15 protein-coding genes, 1 tRNA gene and 2 pseudogenes are annotated in these 13,967 nt (G+C 49.2%); 8 read left to right on the top strand and 10 right to left on the bottom strand.

Annotated features, from left to right (window positions below; genetic code table 11):
- Positions 1 to 208 precede the first annotated feature (208 nt).
- Both ACMZI0_RS17230 and ACMZI0_RS17225 read left to right on the top strand, forming a co-directional pair.
- Complete coding sequence (locus ACMZI0_RS17230; protein WP_415673864.1) at positions 209 to 541, top strand: hypothetical protein; 333 nt, start codon at positions 209 to 211, stop codon at positions 539 to 541.
- Positions 542 to 576: 35 nt separating this feature from the next.
- A tRNA-Phe gene (locus ACMZI0_RS17225) sits at positions 577 to 652 on the top strand.
- Between the two features lie 53 nt (positions 653 to 705).
- On the opposite strand, the gene ACMZI0_RS17220 is transcribed toward ACMZI0_RS17225, so the two are convergent.
- The 4 genes and pseudogenes from ACMZI0_RS17220 to ACMZI0_RS17205 all read right to left on the bottom strand — a co-directional run bounded on the left by ACMZI0_RS17220 (position 706) and on the right by ACMZI0_RS17205 (position 2,264).
- Positions 706 to 1,161 carry a hypothetical protein gene (locus ACMZI0_RS17220; protein WP_415673863.1) on the bottom strand — a complete coding sequence of 152 codons (456 nt, stop codon included), beginning with the start codon at positions 1,159 to 1,161 and terminating at the stop codon, positions 706 to 708.
- Positions 1,112 to 1,393 (bottom strand): annotated as a pseudogene (locus ACMZI0_RS17215) (hypothetical protein); the annotation flags it as partial. The pseudogene ACMZI0_RS17215 and the gene ACMZI0_RS17220, both read right to left, overlap by 50 nt.
- A 145-nt stretch (positions 1,394 to 1,538) precedes the next feature.
- Positions 1,539 to 1,889 carry a hypothetical protein gene (locus tag ACMZI0_RS17210; RefSeq protein WP_415673862.1) on the bottom strand — a complete coding sequence of 117 codons (351 nt, stop codon included), beginning with the start codon at positions 1,887 to 1,889 and terminating at the stop codon, positions 1,539 to 1,541.
- Between the two features lie 147 nt (positions 1,890 to 2,036).
- Complete coding sequence (locus ACMZI0_RS17205; RefSeq protein WP_415673861.1) at positions 2,037 to 2,264, bottom strand: MerR family transcriptional regulator; 228 nt, start codon at positions 2,262 to 2,264, stop codon at positions 2,037 to 2,039.
- A gap of 72 nt (positions 2,265 to 2,336) precedes the next feature.
- Here ACMZI0_RS17205 and ACMZI0_RS17200 point away from each other — a divergent pair, with 72 nt between their 5' ends.
- Positions 2,337 to 3,338 (top strand): LysR substrate-binding domain-containing protein, encoded by a 1,002-nt coding sequence (locus tag ACMZI0_RS17200; RefSeq protein WP_415673860.1) that lies wholly within the window; start codon positions 2,337 to 2,339, stop codon positions 3,336 to 3,338.
- A gap of 29 nt (positions 3,339 to 3,367) precedes the next feature.
- Here ACMZI0_RS17200 and ACMZI0_RS17195 read toward each other — a convergent pair whose 3' ends face one another.
- Positions 3,368 to 4,231, bottom strand: a complete 864-nt coding sequence (locus tag ACMZI0_RS17195) for an AraC family transcriptional regulator (protein WP_415673984.1) — start codon at positions 4,229 to 4,231, stop codon at positions 3,368 to 3,370.
- A 249-nt stretch (positions 4,232 to 4,480) separates the two neighbouring features.
- Between ACMZI0_RS17195 and ACMZI0_RS17190 the strand changes: the two genes are divergently transcribed.
- Positions 4,481 to 5,587 carry an alpha/beta hydrolase gene (locus ACMZI0_RS17190; protein WP_415673859.1) on the top strand — a complete coding sequence of 369 codons (1,107 nt, stop codon included), beginning with the start codon at positions 4,481 to 4,483 and terminating at the stop codon, positions 5,585 to 5,587.
- Between the two features lie 218 nt (positions 5,588 to 5,805).
- Positions 5,806 to 6,090, top strand: coding sequence for a hypothetical protein (locus tag ACMZI0_RS17185; RefSeq protein WP_415673858.1), 285 nt, complete (start codon positions 5,806 to 5,808; stop codon positions 6,088 to 6,090).
- Between the two features lie 35 nt (positions 6,091 to 6,125).
- Here ACMZI0_RS17185 and ACMZI0_RS17180 read toward each other — a convergent pair.
- Positions 6,126 to 6,931: pseudogene (locus ACMZI0_RS17180) on the bottom strand (cation diffusion facilitator family transporter); the annotation flags it as partial.
- A gap of 106 nt (positions 6,932 to 7,037) precedes the next feature.
- Between ACMZI0_RS17180 and murP the strand changes: the two are divergent.
- The 3 genes from murP (at position 7,038) to ACMZI0_RS17165 (ending at position 10,991) form a co-directional block, all read left to right on the top strand.
- Positions 7,038 to 8,327: a PTS N-acetylmuramic acid transporter subunit IIBC gene (murP, locus tag ACMZI0_RS17175; RefSeq protein WP_415673857.1), complete on the top strand. Its 1,290-nt coding sequence runs from the start codon at positions 7,038 to 7,040 to the stop codon at positions 8,325 to 8,327.
- 659 nt (positions 8,328 to 8,986) lie between these two features.
- On the top strand, positions 8,987 to 10,648 hold the full coding sequence (locus tag ACMZI0_RS17170) for a methyl-accepting chemotaxis protein (protein WP_415673856.1): 1,662 nt from the start codon (positions 8,987 to 8,989) through the stop codon (positions 10,646 to 10,648).
- A 40-nt stretch (positions 10,649 to 10,688) separates the two neighbouring features.
- Positions 10,689 to 10,991, top strand: a complete 303-nt coding sequence (locus ACMZI0_RS17165; protein WP_415673855.1) for a hypothetical protein — start codon at positions 10,689 to 10,691, stop codon at positions 10,989 to 10,991.
- 161 nt (positions 10,992 to 11,152) lie between these two features.
- Here ACMZI0_RS17165 and ACMZI0_RS17160 read toward each other — a convergent pair whose 3' ends face one another.
- The 4 genes from ACMZI0_RS17160 to sctR are packed head-to-tail and all read right to left on the bottom strand — an operon-like array spanning position 11,153 to position 13,911.
- On the bottom strand, positions 11,153 to 12,226 hold the full coding sequence (locus tag ACMZI0_RS17160) for an EscU/YscU/HrcU family type III secretion system export apparatus switch protein (protein ID WP_415673854.1): 1,074 nt from the start codon (positions 12,224 to 12,226) through the stop codon (positions 11,153 to 11,155).
- Positions 12,219 to 12,992 (bottom strand): EscT/YscT/HrcT family type III secretion system export apparatus protein, encoded by a 774-nt coding sequence (locus ACMZI0_RS17155; RefSeq protein ID WP_415673853.1) that lies wholly within the window; start codon positions 12,990 to 12,992, stop codon positions 12,219 to 12,221. Before ACMZI0_RS17155 ends, ACMZI0_RS17160 begins: the two co-directional genes overlap by 8 nt.
- The gene (locus ACMZI0_RS17150) at positions 12,989 to 13,267 is read right to left on the bottom strand and encodes an EscS/YscS/HrcS family type III secretion system export apparatus protein (RefSeq protein WP_415673852.1); all 279 of its coding nucleotides are present in this window, start codon (positions 13,265 to 13,267) and stop codon (positions 12,989 to 12,991) included. Before ACMZI0_RS17150 ends, ACMZI0_RS17155 begins: the two co-directional genes overlap by 4 nt.
- The gene (sctR, locus tag ACMZI0_RS17145) at positions 13,264 to 13,911 is read right to left on the bottom strand and encodes a type III secretion system export apparatus subunit SctR (RefSeq protein ID WP_415673851.1); all 648 of its coding nucleotides are present in this window, start codon (positions 13,909 to 13,911) and stop codon (positions 13,264 to 13,266) included. Before sctR ends, ACMZI0_RS17150 begins: the two co-directional genes overlap by 4 nt.
- Positions 13,912 to 13,967 lie beyond the last annotated feature (56 nt).

Here is a 13,967-nt window from a genome sequence, read left to right as displayed (position 1 = left end):
TAGATGGCTATATTCGCATACTAAAACAGATATACATTAATCTTATGGCAAGACCAGACTGTGCGACTGACAAATACCGCTTTTTGCCTATACGGCTTAACACGTAAGGAGAAACTGGATCCAGCCCTGTCCGATAGACATCAGTAAAATCAGAGCGATGCGCTGTTCTTACTCATGCCTAACAGTGAGCGTCTGAACGCCTCACCGCATGGTGAAGGAAGATAATCGAGAGAATGCAGACAAGCGTAAACCGAGCACACAGGCAGGCATCATCGACAGCCCGGCGCGTACAGCCTGCACCTTGCGCAATGAATCCGACATAGTGACGCCCTCTTTAACCGCTCGTGAATGGGAAGTAAAAAACGGTGACATAGTGGCACGGTTTTTCAGCAAACACAATACGCCCACACCGATTGCGCCTAATAAGAAAACGTTTGCCTGGCAGATCACCAGAGACCAGAAAAATCACTTTTGCTGTAAAAACGCACGTCACTGCTCGAATTCACAGCATTCATACGGGAATGTGACAGAAACTCATTGACGACACTGAACCAATACGGTTTAATGCGCCCCGTTGCCCGGATAGCTCAGTCGGTAGAGCAGGGGATTGAAAATCCCCGTGTCCTTGGTTCGATTCCGAGTCCGGGCACCACTCATTCAGAAAACCCAGCCTATGGCTGGGTTTTTGCTTTTCTGCATCGGCAATTAATTTACATCAATACGCTTAACACCATTCTCGGTACGCACCCAGCGCGGTGCTTTGATCCCTGCGGAAAAGCACCAGACCAACTCAGTCAGCAACCCGGTTAGCACCCGCTCTGTTTCAAGTGATAACGGACGCTCCGTCAGCAGTTGCCCCAAAGCCAGACAGTAATCGCAGAGCAGGTCGGAACCGGGCTCAAAATAAGACTCCGTGGCAGGAAGTGTATCGACGGTGAGGCTTTCAACCAGATGCGGCGGAACGGGTTCATTCAGCGTGGTGCGCAACAACGAAAGGCAAGCGACCAGCCTTTCACAAAGCGCCAACTTTAACGCCGGTTCTTCGCTTTCAATAAGGGTTTCAGCAAAACGCCCACAGTGAGCGGCCAGTTCGGTGAAATCCATGGCGGTGCTAAAAGGAACGCTGAGTAACGGGTGGGTTTGGGTAGGGATAGTAGCCATAAAATAAGCCTCCAACGAGAATGCATACTCCACCACCCAAGAGACCAATCTTATAGTGGTGGAACCGGACGGAGTTGGTCTTACCGGCCTCGTTGGCAACCGGCGCATCTTGCGATGCCCCCGCCCGGCCCACCATTGAGGTATAGCCGAACGTGCGACATAAAAAAGACGCAAAACGCGTCATATGTCGCCAACGAGTTATATCTGGGAGACCAATCCCGGCACCTGATCTTGCAGGGGCGGGTAAAAGATACCGCTATTGGTAGGGGACAGCAAGCGTTCCACCGTGTTAAGCACGCCGGAACGATACTTGCGAGAGACTTACCGTTTATCTGGCACGCGAGCTCAGAAAAAATGTTTTGTACGTTGCATCGCTATTATTGGGAAGACCGTATTTCTTCACTAGGCCCTTTCCATTCGAGCAAATGAGTGAGTTCATCAGGAACTATCTCAAACAAACGTGATATATTCTCAACCTGCTCATTATAAAGCATACTTTTATTGGCATCACATTGCGTACAATAGCTTCGCGCCAAATGGTTTAAAAACCAAATGTCCGCCGTAGTAAATTCCGGCGACGACAATACAGTATAGATATTGTGTACAAGCTGTGCCTCATAAGACACCGATTTATCCTTTAGCTTTGACAAAATCCCCCAGGTCGAGACATTTCTAATGTGGGGAAGTGACAATCGCAACATTTCAAGATAAATATCATTCTTATTCATATTAATCCTTTAATTACATACTCTGAGGAAAATTTTCTCAGTATTAGTCAGCAAGCAATTCATTCAGCAATTCTCGGCTCTCCCCCCAGTGCTTCAACCTGACGGTCGATCAACGCTAACTGTTCCCGTATTTTCATTTTCAACGTGTCACAGGGGGTGACTTCCGCGCGCGCAGTTCAGCACGCTGGCAATGACCGGCAGCGTGAAACCCGCCCAGTTCAGCATCACGATACGTCTCACCACGTCAGCATCTTGAGGAGCGAAGTAACGGTAGCCCGTTTCAGTGCGCGTTGGGTGAAGCAGCCCCACATTTTCATAGTAGTGCAGCATGCGGATACTCACGCCAGTCAGTTCAGCCAGTTTCCCAATTTGCATCACTCCCCCCTTGACTCTGACATTACTGTCAGAGTGTAAGATTTGAAGCTCCAGAATAAAAGGAGCCGTAACATGTTAAAACTCATGATGTGTGTAAAAAGACATCCTCGCTTAACACGAGAAGAATTTGATCGTTACTGGCGTAATAATCATGCCTCACTGGTTAGCAAGCATGCAACAATGGCAATTGAGAATCTGAATGACTTGCGCGCCTTTCAGCGGGTAGCACAGGAGAAAAACTTCACACGTGCCGCTGCGCAACTGGGGATGTCGCGCTCGGGGCTTAGCCACGCTATCACCGCTTTAGAAGAACGGCTGGGCATCCGGCTATTGATGCGCACCACGCGTAGTGTGGCACTGACAGAAGCCGGTCTGCTCCTCTATAACACGCTTGCTCCCATGCTAAGCGAGCTGGACAGTGAACTCGACGCCCTGCGATCGCTCAGTGATAAGCCAGCTGGAACGGTGCGCATAACTGCGCACGACCACGCGATCGCCTCTGCCATCTGGCCGCGTTTGCAGGCGTTGCTGAAGCAGTTTCCGGATATACAGGCTGAACTCAACGTTGACTATGGACTGACGGACATCGTCACGCAGCAGTTTGATGCGGGAGTACGGGTAGGCAGTGTCGTGGATAAAGACATGATCGCCGTGCGAATCGGGCCTGATTTTAAAATGGCGGTGGTTGGAGCGCCAGAATATCTTCAGGGAAAAACGCGCCCCAACATGCCCGGCGATCTGATAACCCATACCTGCATCAATCTGCGGCTTCCGACACTCGGGGAGCTTTACGCCTGGGATTTCGAGCAGGAGGGCAAATCGTTAACGGTACGCGTCGCAGGACAGACGGTATTTAACAACACGTACCTGATGCTACAGGGTGCGCTGGATGGTTTGGGCTTCGCCTACATTCCACTGGATCTGGCGCAGCCACACATTGATAGCGGGCGGCTGATTCCAGTGCTGGAAGCCTGGTGGCCGCTGTTTCCGGGCTATCACCTCTATTACGCCAGTCGCCGTCAGGTGGCACCGGCGCTGTCGCTGGTTATCAACGCGCTAAGATACCCATCCTGAAAAGGATATCAAATGCATTCCGATACGGGTTATTTCATTCCGCCGCTCCGCAACGCGTCGATGTCACGTTTAGGCGACACGCCAAAGAGGCGGCCATACTCACGGCTAAACTGTGAGGGGCTTTCATAGCCAACATTAAAAGCGGCGTTTGCCGCATCGAGGTTTTCGTTTAGCATCAAGCGCCTTGCTTCGTTTAATCGCAGCCATTTCTGGTACTGCAAGGGGCTCATGGTTGTCAGCAACCGAAAGTGATGATGGAGCGTCGATGGGCTCATTTGCACATGCCCCGCAAGTTCCTCGATACGAAACGGCTGAGAATAGTGAATTCTGAGCCAATCAATGGCCCTCACTATCCGATGGCTCTGGCTCCCCACCGATGCAATTTGCCAAAGACGGCCAGCCAGATCGCTCGTCAACAGCCGGAAGTGGATCTCTCGCTCAATCAGTGGAGCAACAATCGTAATAGCCTCCGGCTCGTGCAGCAGGGCCAACAGGCGCTCAAACGGCCCCAACAAGGCATGGGTGACTGTACCGAGTGCCGTGTATCCATCGTTGGCGCGATCGCGCGGCGGCGGCATGCCACTTTGCGCGATGATATCCGCCATCATTCGCAGATCCAGCCGAAGCATAAACCCCAAGCAAGGTTGTTCCGGGCTGGCATTGAACACCTGCGAGCTGGCGGGGATATCCAATGAATTGAGCAGGAAGCGCTCGGTATCGTAAGCAAACGGTTGTTCACCAACCAACAACTGTTTTGCCCCCTGCACAACAAACAAAACGCTCGGTTCAACCGTACAAGCGCAAGGCTCCGTAGGAACCTCACGGCGGAAAAAAAAGAGATTTGCAATCGGGGTTACACAATCCTCCTTTCCTTGTGTCCATTGCCCAATCATTTCGGCCAGACCTGCATGTATTGCGCTGAGCGTCCTGCCTGCATCTCGCTTATTCACGTCTTGAATCGCCATGGCTATCCCCAAAATTCTCGATAGATCAATAGTACGTCGCAGATTTCCTCAAAGTCATGTGCCGTTTTGCTGCGCCGGAGGATTAGGCAAGAAACACGTAGGATCTTGCTATTGAAAAGCCGTATACGGCGTGAAAATGCAATTCAGCCCGAATCAGACCCACCTGGAGAAATCACCATGAACAAAAACAATGAAACCGGCGGCCCCCTTCCGCGTCAGGATGAACCTGATGTGGCACGCCGTAACTTGCTGAAAATAACCAGTGCCAGCATCGCCGCTTTTGGCGTTAGCGTGGTAGCCACTGGCCAGGCCTTCGCGCAATCGCCAATACAACTCAGCGATGACTGGGACAAAACATTTGCCAAAAGCGACAAGGTTGATCACAAGAAGGTCAGTTTTAAAAACCGCTATGACATCACTCTGGCTGCTGACCTGCATCAGCCGAAAAATGCCCGCGGTAAGCTGCCAGCCATTGCTGTGGGCGGCCCGTTTGGCGCAGTGAAAGAGCAATCTTCCGGCCTTTATGCACAAACCATGGCAGAACGAGGATTCATCACACTGGCCTTCGATCCTTCCTACACTGGAGAAAGCGGAGGGGAGCCGCGCAATGTCGCTTCACCGGATATCAGAACCGAGGACTTCAGCGCGGCGGTAGATTTTCTCGGCCTGCAACCCAACGTTGACCGCGAGCGTATCAGCATCATCGGTATTTGCGGCTGGGGCGGAATGGCGCTGAATGCCGTCGCGGTAGATAAGCGCGTCAAAGCAGTGGTTGCCAGCACCATGTACGACATAACGCGCGTTGTGTCGAAGGGTTACAACGACAGCGTGACGCTTGAACAGCGCACACAAACACTGGAGCAACTCAGCCAACGGCGTTGGGTGGATGCAGAGAAAGGCACCCCGGCCTATCAGCCGCCCTACAACACATTAAAGGGCGGCGAGGCGCAGTTTCTGGTCAACTACCACGATTATTACATGACACCTCGCGGGTACCATCCACGCGCTGTGAACTCGGGAAATGCCTGGACGGTGACCACACCGCTGTCATTCATGAACATGCCGATCCTGACGTATATTGCAGAAATTTCGCCACGTCCGATATTGTTCATTCATGGTGAAAAGGCACACTCACGTTACTTCAGCGAAACGGCTTATGCGGCGGCGGCGGAACCCAAAGAGCTGATGATCATTCCAGGTGCCAATTATACCGATCTGTATGACCGAGTGAACATCATCCCATTCGATAAACTGACGACGTTCTTCCAAACTCACCTTAAATAGGGCGCACGCCATGCGCACGGATTTTATAGGATTTATATGTGTTTATCAATACAATTTTGCATGGCGGCGCATGCTCAACGACTCAGGCTTCAGCGCAACGCAACGCAACGCAACAGACACTATACTTGCACTATTCACAGCGCCGAACTCTGAGTCGGTACAGTTTTCCTTAACGGTACCGATAACATTACAAACGGTGTTCACTATGAGGTGCTGTCATGAAAAACGTGTCGTCCATGTCACTCATCGCGGGTATTTTAGCTACGCTTTCCCTTCCCGTTAATGCCATAGAGAACCCCAGTGCAAGCCGAGTCAACGTAACAACCGTGATGTCATTTCCTGCCACAGCCATAAAAGCCCCTTCGCGCGCTGTAATACGCGCCGAGCACACCCTTAAAGTAGATAAACAGCCGAAAATGGAATCAGGTCTGCGCTTTATTCCAGGGCAAGGTGCTGTCCAGCAGAGCATGACGAATGTCACCACCACGCAAAATTTTTATTGACGACAGTAATCGTCAATTATTTGAGGCCATTCACACTACAGCCACTTGGGATCTTGTGTGAAGGTAATGGTCAACCAGCGATGGAGACCCTCTTCCCCGATGGCATGGGCAATTTTGTCGCGAATTTTATCAAATTCGTGCACACCGTTATTTGCCATAGTCTCCGGAATAACAATCTGGATCTCGACAAACAAGCCGCGCCCAATGCGGGTCGCATAATTAGAATAATCCAGAAAGCCATGTTCCAACGTCAGTTGCGCCATAATAGATTCAATTTTATTGTCAAGGCTATCAGGCGTCATTTGTAGAATCTCTCGCACGGCTGACAGAATGGTTTTCACCGGGACGGGGATTAATAGTAATGTCAGCACGGCCAGCGCAAAAGGATCGGTATAAACATTAAGGTATTCATAGCGCGTGCCTTCCATCAACCAGGAAAGTATAAAAGCAAATAACAAGGCACTGCTGATACAGGCAGACATTAGCCAGCTTTTAGTATCCAGAGCAATCAGCTCTGATTTGATTTTTTTGTTAAGCCGGCGCTGTGTGAAGTCGAGCATAAAACAAAAAATGCTGATGGTAATGGCATAGGCAATCGCCCAGCCCAACTCTAATTCTCGCCCCCCTCAATGATCCCTTTAATTGCGTTAACAAAAGCGTATAAACACAGAAAAACTAACAGAGAGCCATTAAATGCCAGTACCAGCGGTTCGATATGCCAGAACCCAAACTGGAAGCGGCGACTGTGAGGCTAGCCTAACAGGCGAGAAACCAATAAAGAGAGCGAACACATCCCAGCATTGAGAATAGAAAACATACCGTCAAAAATAATCGACATGGCAAAACGGCGGTTGTGATGGGGGGCGTAGTGGCTAAGACGCCGACGCGGCTCTCTGTAAAAACAATGCTTTTACCCGTAAAACATTGCAGGAGATATAACGATAATCATGGCGAAAATAACCGTTTCGATGATCGAAGAGATTTTACGTCTCATCGGTGGAAGAGAGAATATCATTCTCTGTGGCAACTGCATGACAAGATTGCGTGTCACGTTGAAGGATCGTCAATTAATACAATTGGAAGCGCTGAAAAAAATACCCGATGTTTTGGGTGTGGTGAATGGTGACGACCAGTTGCAGGTTATTCTCGGCCCCGGCAAAGCGCAAACCGCCAGTGAGATGATGAATGCGCTACTGGCTACCCCTTCGCAGTCGGCACCCACAGGTGAAGAACCGGCCGATTTACGTCAGTTGGCGAGTCAAAACAAGCAGCAAATGAAAGCCAAGCAGAAAAGTGCAGTGCACAACTTTCTGACAAAGTTTGCCACGATTTTCACACCGCTGATCCCGGGATTCATCGCAGCGGGTTTATTACTGGGGATCGCCACCTTATTACAGCAAACGCTGGTGGTTGAAGGCGCCACACAAGCAGCCTGGCTAAAAAGCCTGATTGCGTATATGAAAGTGTTTAGCATTGGTTTGTTTACTTTTCTTAGCATCCTGATCGGTTTTAACACGCAGAAGGCTTTTGGCGGAACAGGCGTCAATGGCGCAATCATTGCGTCACTGTTTATCTTGCGCTACGTACCAGAAGGGACTGTCGGCTATTACGCAGGAATGACGCATTTTTTTGGGCTCGCCATAGACCCGCGCGGTAATATTATCGGCGTATTACTGGCTTGTATGCTGGGTGCCTGGATCGAGGGGCAGGTACGTCGGATAATGCCTGATAACCTTGATATGATCCTCACCGCAACCCTTACGTTGCTGATTACCGGCGCGGTTACCTTTGTCGTCATCATGCCCATCGGCGGCGAACTGTTTAAAGGCATGTCATGGCTGTTCCTGCACTTGAACGGCAATCCATTTGGCAGCGCCATTCTGGCAGGTCTATTCCTGATTGCGGTGGTTTTCGGCATCCACCAGAGTTTTGTGCCGGTCTATTTCGCGTTGATGGATGCACAAGGCTTTAATTCCCTGTTTCCCATTCTCGCCATGGCGAGTGCCGGGCAAGTCGAGGCAGCACTGGCCCTTTTTGTTCTCTCCCCGAAAGGCGCGCTGTTACGCACCCAAATCAAAGGGGCCATTTTCCCTGATTTGGTCTCCATCCCATTGATGACATCGGCGCAGGGTATTTTTGCCAGAATGGCAGTTTATATTGCCGGCCTTTTTGTCTCTTACATCGCAGGATTTATTTTAACCTGGTTCTTCGCCAGCAATAATGTTGATTTAAGCTAATGGATTGATACCCTTTCTCTTCGCTTGATATTTTTCTCGGAGAGAGAGGGACGTACTATCCTGAAAGTACAAAAAATAAAAAAGTGTGTTATTCCATCCCTCTCTTCATTGTATGATCACCGCCAAGAACTCATCGGTAACTCTCACACAAAAACAACACAATGAAATAATTAGCACTCTAAGCTATTAATTTAGTTTGATAATCACACAAGATGAATCGTTTCATTTTTATTTCGTTGATAGAAAAAACCGATCGAATAAGGAAAATTAAACGGTTTAACGATCGTTATTTTAGATCGATCTTGTGTTTATAATAGCGTGAAGCTATAAAAACATTGTGCTTCGTTTTAATGTTGAGTTAACCTCAACACATATGTGTTTTAATACATTAAATTAATATTTAGTCTGATTCAGTACAGTGGAAGTGATTCACTCCCCTATTCATCATTAATGGAAAAATTATTTTTCATTTGGTCAAAAAATATTTTATGCCAGTGTCTTGGTGTGCATACGTTGATAATAGGGAATTTACGACTTTCCAGAGAGCCTATAGTCATTAAATTGAATGTTACCTGCTTCATTGAATGAGCACGTAGGTAGCCTGAGAGAAAATTGCCATAGGTGAAAATATTGTTAAAAACAGAATATTTGGAACTGGCATGAATTTTTTCAAAAACATGAGAATTGGAAATCGGCTGTTCTTGGGTTTTGGCGTATTAATAATACTCACTCTTACATTATCCTCTCTGAGTTATTATTTTATAAAGAATATTGAGACTGAGATCGATGAAATCACTGATGATAGAATGGTTAAAGTCGATATGTTACGTGATATCCAAGACATATTGAACACCAACATTCGCACACTGCGCGATATCATCTTACTGCCTGCGGACAAAACTCAGGAAAAACAAAATCTCAAAAATATTATTGTAAGCACGACTAGCGCAGCAAGTGATATCTATAAAAAACTGGACAGTGGGATCAACACGGTAAAAGGCCGGGATCTTTTCAATCAACTCATCGACATCAGAAAAGAATATAGCCTCCATATTAATAAAGCAGTGAATTATGTAATGGAGGATCAAGATGAATTGGCGACAGCGCTGGTATTTGGCGAAATCGCTAAAATTCAAGGCGTTTATTTTAGTAAACTCACTGAGTTTACGGAGTTACAAGAATCCTATGTGGATAGCGCGAAGCAAATCACCAGCGATTATATTACCAAATCCTTGTACTGGATGTTGCTGCTGTCGGTTATTTCAACGCTGTTAGGGTGTCTTATCGCCTGGCGGTTAACACGCAGTGTTACAACCCCGTTAGCCACGGCCCTCTCTTCTGCAAAACGCATTAGCGCAGGCGATCTGAGTGGTTCGATCGCGGCAGAAAGCCACGATGAGATCGGCCAGCTTCTGGAAGCGATGAAGGAGATGCAATCATCACTGACACGAATGGTTATCAGCGTACGAAACAATGCCGAAAGCGTAGCCACAGCCAGCATGCAGATAGCCCAGGGCAATGCCGATCTGTCATCACGCACAGAAGAGCAAGCGAGCGCACTAGAAGAGACGTCATCAACCATGACGCAGCTGGGGATGACAGTGAAAAATAATGCAGATAACGCTAGTCAGGCAAATGTGTTGGCACAAAATGCGAGCTCGGTTGCACAGCAAGTCGGCAATGTCGTGGATGATGTGGTGGAGACCATGAAGTCCATCAATGAAAGCTCTCGTAGCATTGCCGACATCATCAATGTTATCGATAGCATTGCTTTCCAGACAAACATTCTGGCGCTAAATGCCGCGGTCGAAGCCGCCCGTGCGGGTGAACAAGGGCGCGGATTTGCCGTGGTGGCAGGAGAAGTTCGCAATCTTGCACAGAGAAGTGCAGACGCAGCGAAGGAGATCAAAACCCTGATCACGGCAAGCGTTGAGCGTGTCGGGCAAGGGTCTTCGCTGGTAAATAAAGCAGGGGAAACAATGCAGCAGGTTGTCACATCCATTCGCCAGTTAACTGACACTGTCGCAGAAATCAGCTCTGCCAGTGCAGAACAATCTACCGGGGTCGAGCAGGTGGGGATCGCCGTAAGCCAAATGGATCAGACCACGCAGCAGAATGCTGCACTGGTGGAGGAATCTGCGGCAGCGGCACAAAGCCTCAAAGAGCAGGCCGATCAGCTTGTCAGAGAAGTTTCCGTCTTCAAAGTCGCGGGTTATGAAACAGCGCCGTCAACGCTGACGGTAGCGCGCACCCCCGTTGCCATGTTGCCCTCTCAATCTCGGGCAGCAGCGACAAATACATCAGATTGGACAAGCTTTTGATTCACAGCGCATAGCGTCCTGATTGTGCCCTCAGGACGCTATGGTAAAACCCGCTACAACAATAAATATACGAAAACAAGATATGGATAGTCATGGAGAGCGTCAGAAAATACTGACCGATTACGATACGTTCTTATCAGAGCTTGAGCAGGTTCCAGCATTGCTCCAACAGATGATGCAAAAAAAATATCACTCTTTGGATGTATATATAAACAACTGTAATCAACTGAAAAGCAGCTGTTTAAAAATAAACAGATTGCTGGCTGAGGAGACATTTTCTACCTACATCAAGACGCACCATGACGCGTTATACAACAAGTATACCTGGGATAAGGCTGTATGAAAATCTCTTGAACAACTGCGGCCTGCACTAGGGATTTATCACGCACGCAGAGCCTCAATAAGCGCGCGTTATTTATTGATTTTGCAAAGAGCACATCTCCATTATGGTTCTCTTTGCGCTTTGACCGGCACCGAACCTTGGCCCGGTCTTTTTTTTGCCTTTCAGCCACCTGTTTTCCCGTTTTCCCCTTCACGAGACGCGTAGTCGATCTGCAAGACGATACGCAACAGTGCGGCGACGGGTTCAAAAAGTGTATCCGGGATGCGCTCGCCACATTTTACATCATAAAACAGCGTCCGTGCCAACGGGATGTTTTCCACCATCGGAATAGCCTCACGCTGTGCCAGCTCCACAATGTGTTCTGCCATGGCATCCCTTCCCTTCTCCAAAACGCGCGGTACGGGCATCGTAACGGGATCGTATCCAAGGCAAACCACCAGATGGGTCGGGTTGTGCACAATCACCGCTGACTGTCTGACGTTTTGTGCCAGACTGCCGCTCTGCACTTCGCGCTGTAGCGCACGACGCCGCTGTTTAATATGGGGGTCGCCCTCTCTGTTCTTGTTTTCCTGTTCTATGTCTTCTTTGCTCATTCGCTGCCGCTTCAAGGTATGAAAACGCTGATAGCTATAATCGACGATGGCAAGCACCAGATAAAAGCCAAGCATGCCAAGCCACATAAAACGCATGATGGCGGAAAAGGTCGGTAACGCGCAGTGAGGTTCACAGTAAGGTAACGAGCGAAAAGTCGACGCATAGGCATAAAACAGTAAGAGAAAAATCACGCACAACGGCACCACTTTCAAACAGGATTTGATGAGTTCAATCACACTGCGCCATGACACGATCTGTTTGAGATTGTTCACCGGATTAAGTTTGGTACCACGGAAACCCACCGCCTTACTGGCGATGACAAAACCTATTTGAATCAACACACTGGCAACTGTGGCAAAACTTATCATTGCACCCAGATAGAGCAACATCTGCCCACACTCCATGAATAGCGCACGCACAATCGTGCCCAACGCATAGGAGAAAGGGGCATTAACCACACGAATGGATTCTTGTATCAGCAACTTGATGTCCTGTACCAACACATCGAAAAAGAAATGAAAAAAGAGAAACAAAGCCAGCAGTTGAACACCGGATGTCAGCTCAACGCTTTTAATCACCTGGCCCTCTTTTTCACCATCCTGTCGTCTTTTCTTGGTGGGCTGTTCCGTTTTCTCACTCATGCTGGGCTAACCACTCGCCAACATGCCGGTAGATTTTTTCACTTTCCACCAGATAGTGGTGCAACGCATAGGGCAGTGACAGTAACAACAGCAGCAATACCAGCATGCTTTTGATAGGCATAGCCAGAAAGAATACGTTCAATTGCTGCGCCGAGCGGTTCAACAGCCCCAGCGCCAAATCTGCCAATACCATCACCAACACAGCCGGCAAGGAGAAGCTCAGGCACAGGCGGTAGAGCGTCTGCCATTCCACCTTGATAAAGTCCAGCAGCGGCTGATTAAACGTCAGCGTGTTGCCTGGCGGTAAGTAACGGTAAGAGTCATACAGCACGCTAAGGTGCAAATTTATGCCGCCACTAATAAAAAACAGCGCGCAAAGAAACTGACTGAATAACAAACCCAAAAGTGAAGACTGAACGGACATCGCCGGATTGAATACCGCGCTCATGGTCGCGCCGCGCAGCGAGTCGATAATAAATCCCGCCATGTCCACGGCCCAAAAGGGAATTGCGCCACAGAAGCCCAATACCAGCCCGATGAGCAACTCACCGGGAATATAGCTCAACCATGTCCATCCCGCCCCTAAATCGTCTGGAACAGGCACCACGGGCATCATTGGCAACGCAATCGCCATTAACACCGCATTTCTTACTAACGGCGACCCCAGATTTCCAGCCTGCAACAGCGGGAACAGCAAGGTCATTCCCAGCGGGCGCATCATGAGAAAAGCCAGATGAGCGATCTCTTGGTTAATAACCGGATTCATGCGTGCACACTTATTTGCAATAACACCTGGCGCGTATATCCCAGCAGGATGCCGCCAAGCCAGTGGTAAGTGGCCATCAGCATCAACGCCACGGCCAGCAGTTTAATCATGAACTGTAGGGTCTGATCCTGTATCTGCGTCAGTGCCTGTAACAAGCTGACCAGGATCCCGACAACAGACGCAACGACAATGACCGGCAATGACGTGAGCAAGACAATCCACAACAGTTGCGTCATCAGGTGAGTCATCAGGTGAGTCAGGGTGGCTTCATTCATACGAAACTCCGCACTAACTGGGAAAGAATCAGGTCCCAGCCACCGGCCAAGAGGAAAATCAACAGCTTGAACGGCAATGCAATGGTCATGGGGGAGACCATCATCATACCCATCGCCAACAGGATATTGGACACCAATAGGTCAATGGCGAGAAACGGCAGATAGATCAACAGCCCGATACGAAATGCCTGGGTCAATTGGCTGACCGTGAATGCGGGCAGCAAAATCAGTAATGAGTCATCTTTCACCGCACAGCGCGCCTCTTCGGGCCAGGTTTTCGCGATCAGGCTCTGAAAGTAATGCACCTGCTTGTCTTCGGTGTTTTTTAACAGGAAGTTGCGATAGGGCGTGAGCGCCTGGCTGTCCCAACTGCTCATCCAGGCAGGTTCGCCCTCAACGGCTACCGGATGCCACTGCGCTTTAACTGCCAGCAGCGTCGGCGCCATAATAAACAGCGACAACACCAGCGCAAGCCCATACAGCGCCATATTCGGCGGCACCTGCTGGATCCCCAACGCATTACGCAAAATGGAAAAGACCACCGCCAATTTGAGAAACGAGGTTCCCATAACGATAATCAGCGGCAGCAGCGAGAGCACAAACAGCAGCGCAATCAACTGCCAGGGGGAGTCTGGTAGCGACATGTTATATCCACGGTGTAGCGTTGACGCCCCTTATACCTCGGCTAAACCAGACGCAC

Origin of the sequence: Symbiopectobacterium sp., assembly GCF_047692315.1 — a bacterium.
In the GTDB taxonomy this organism is placed as follows: Bacteria; Pseudomonadota; Gammaproteobacteria; order Enterobacterales; family Enterobacteriaceae; genus Symbiopectobacterium.
Note: the sequence above shows the minus strand (reverse complement) of the source record. Positions and strands in the feature narration are given on the sequence as shown.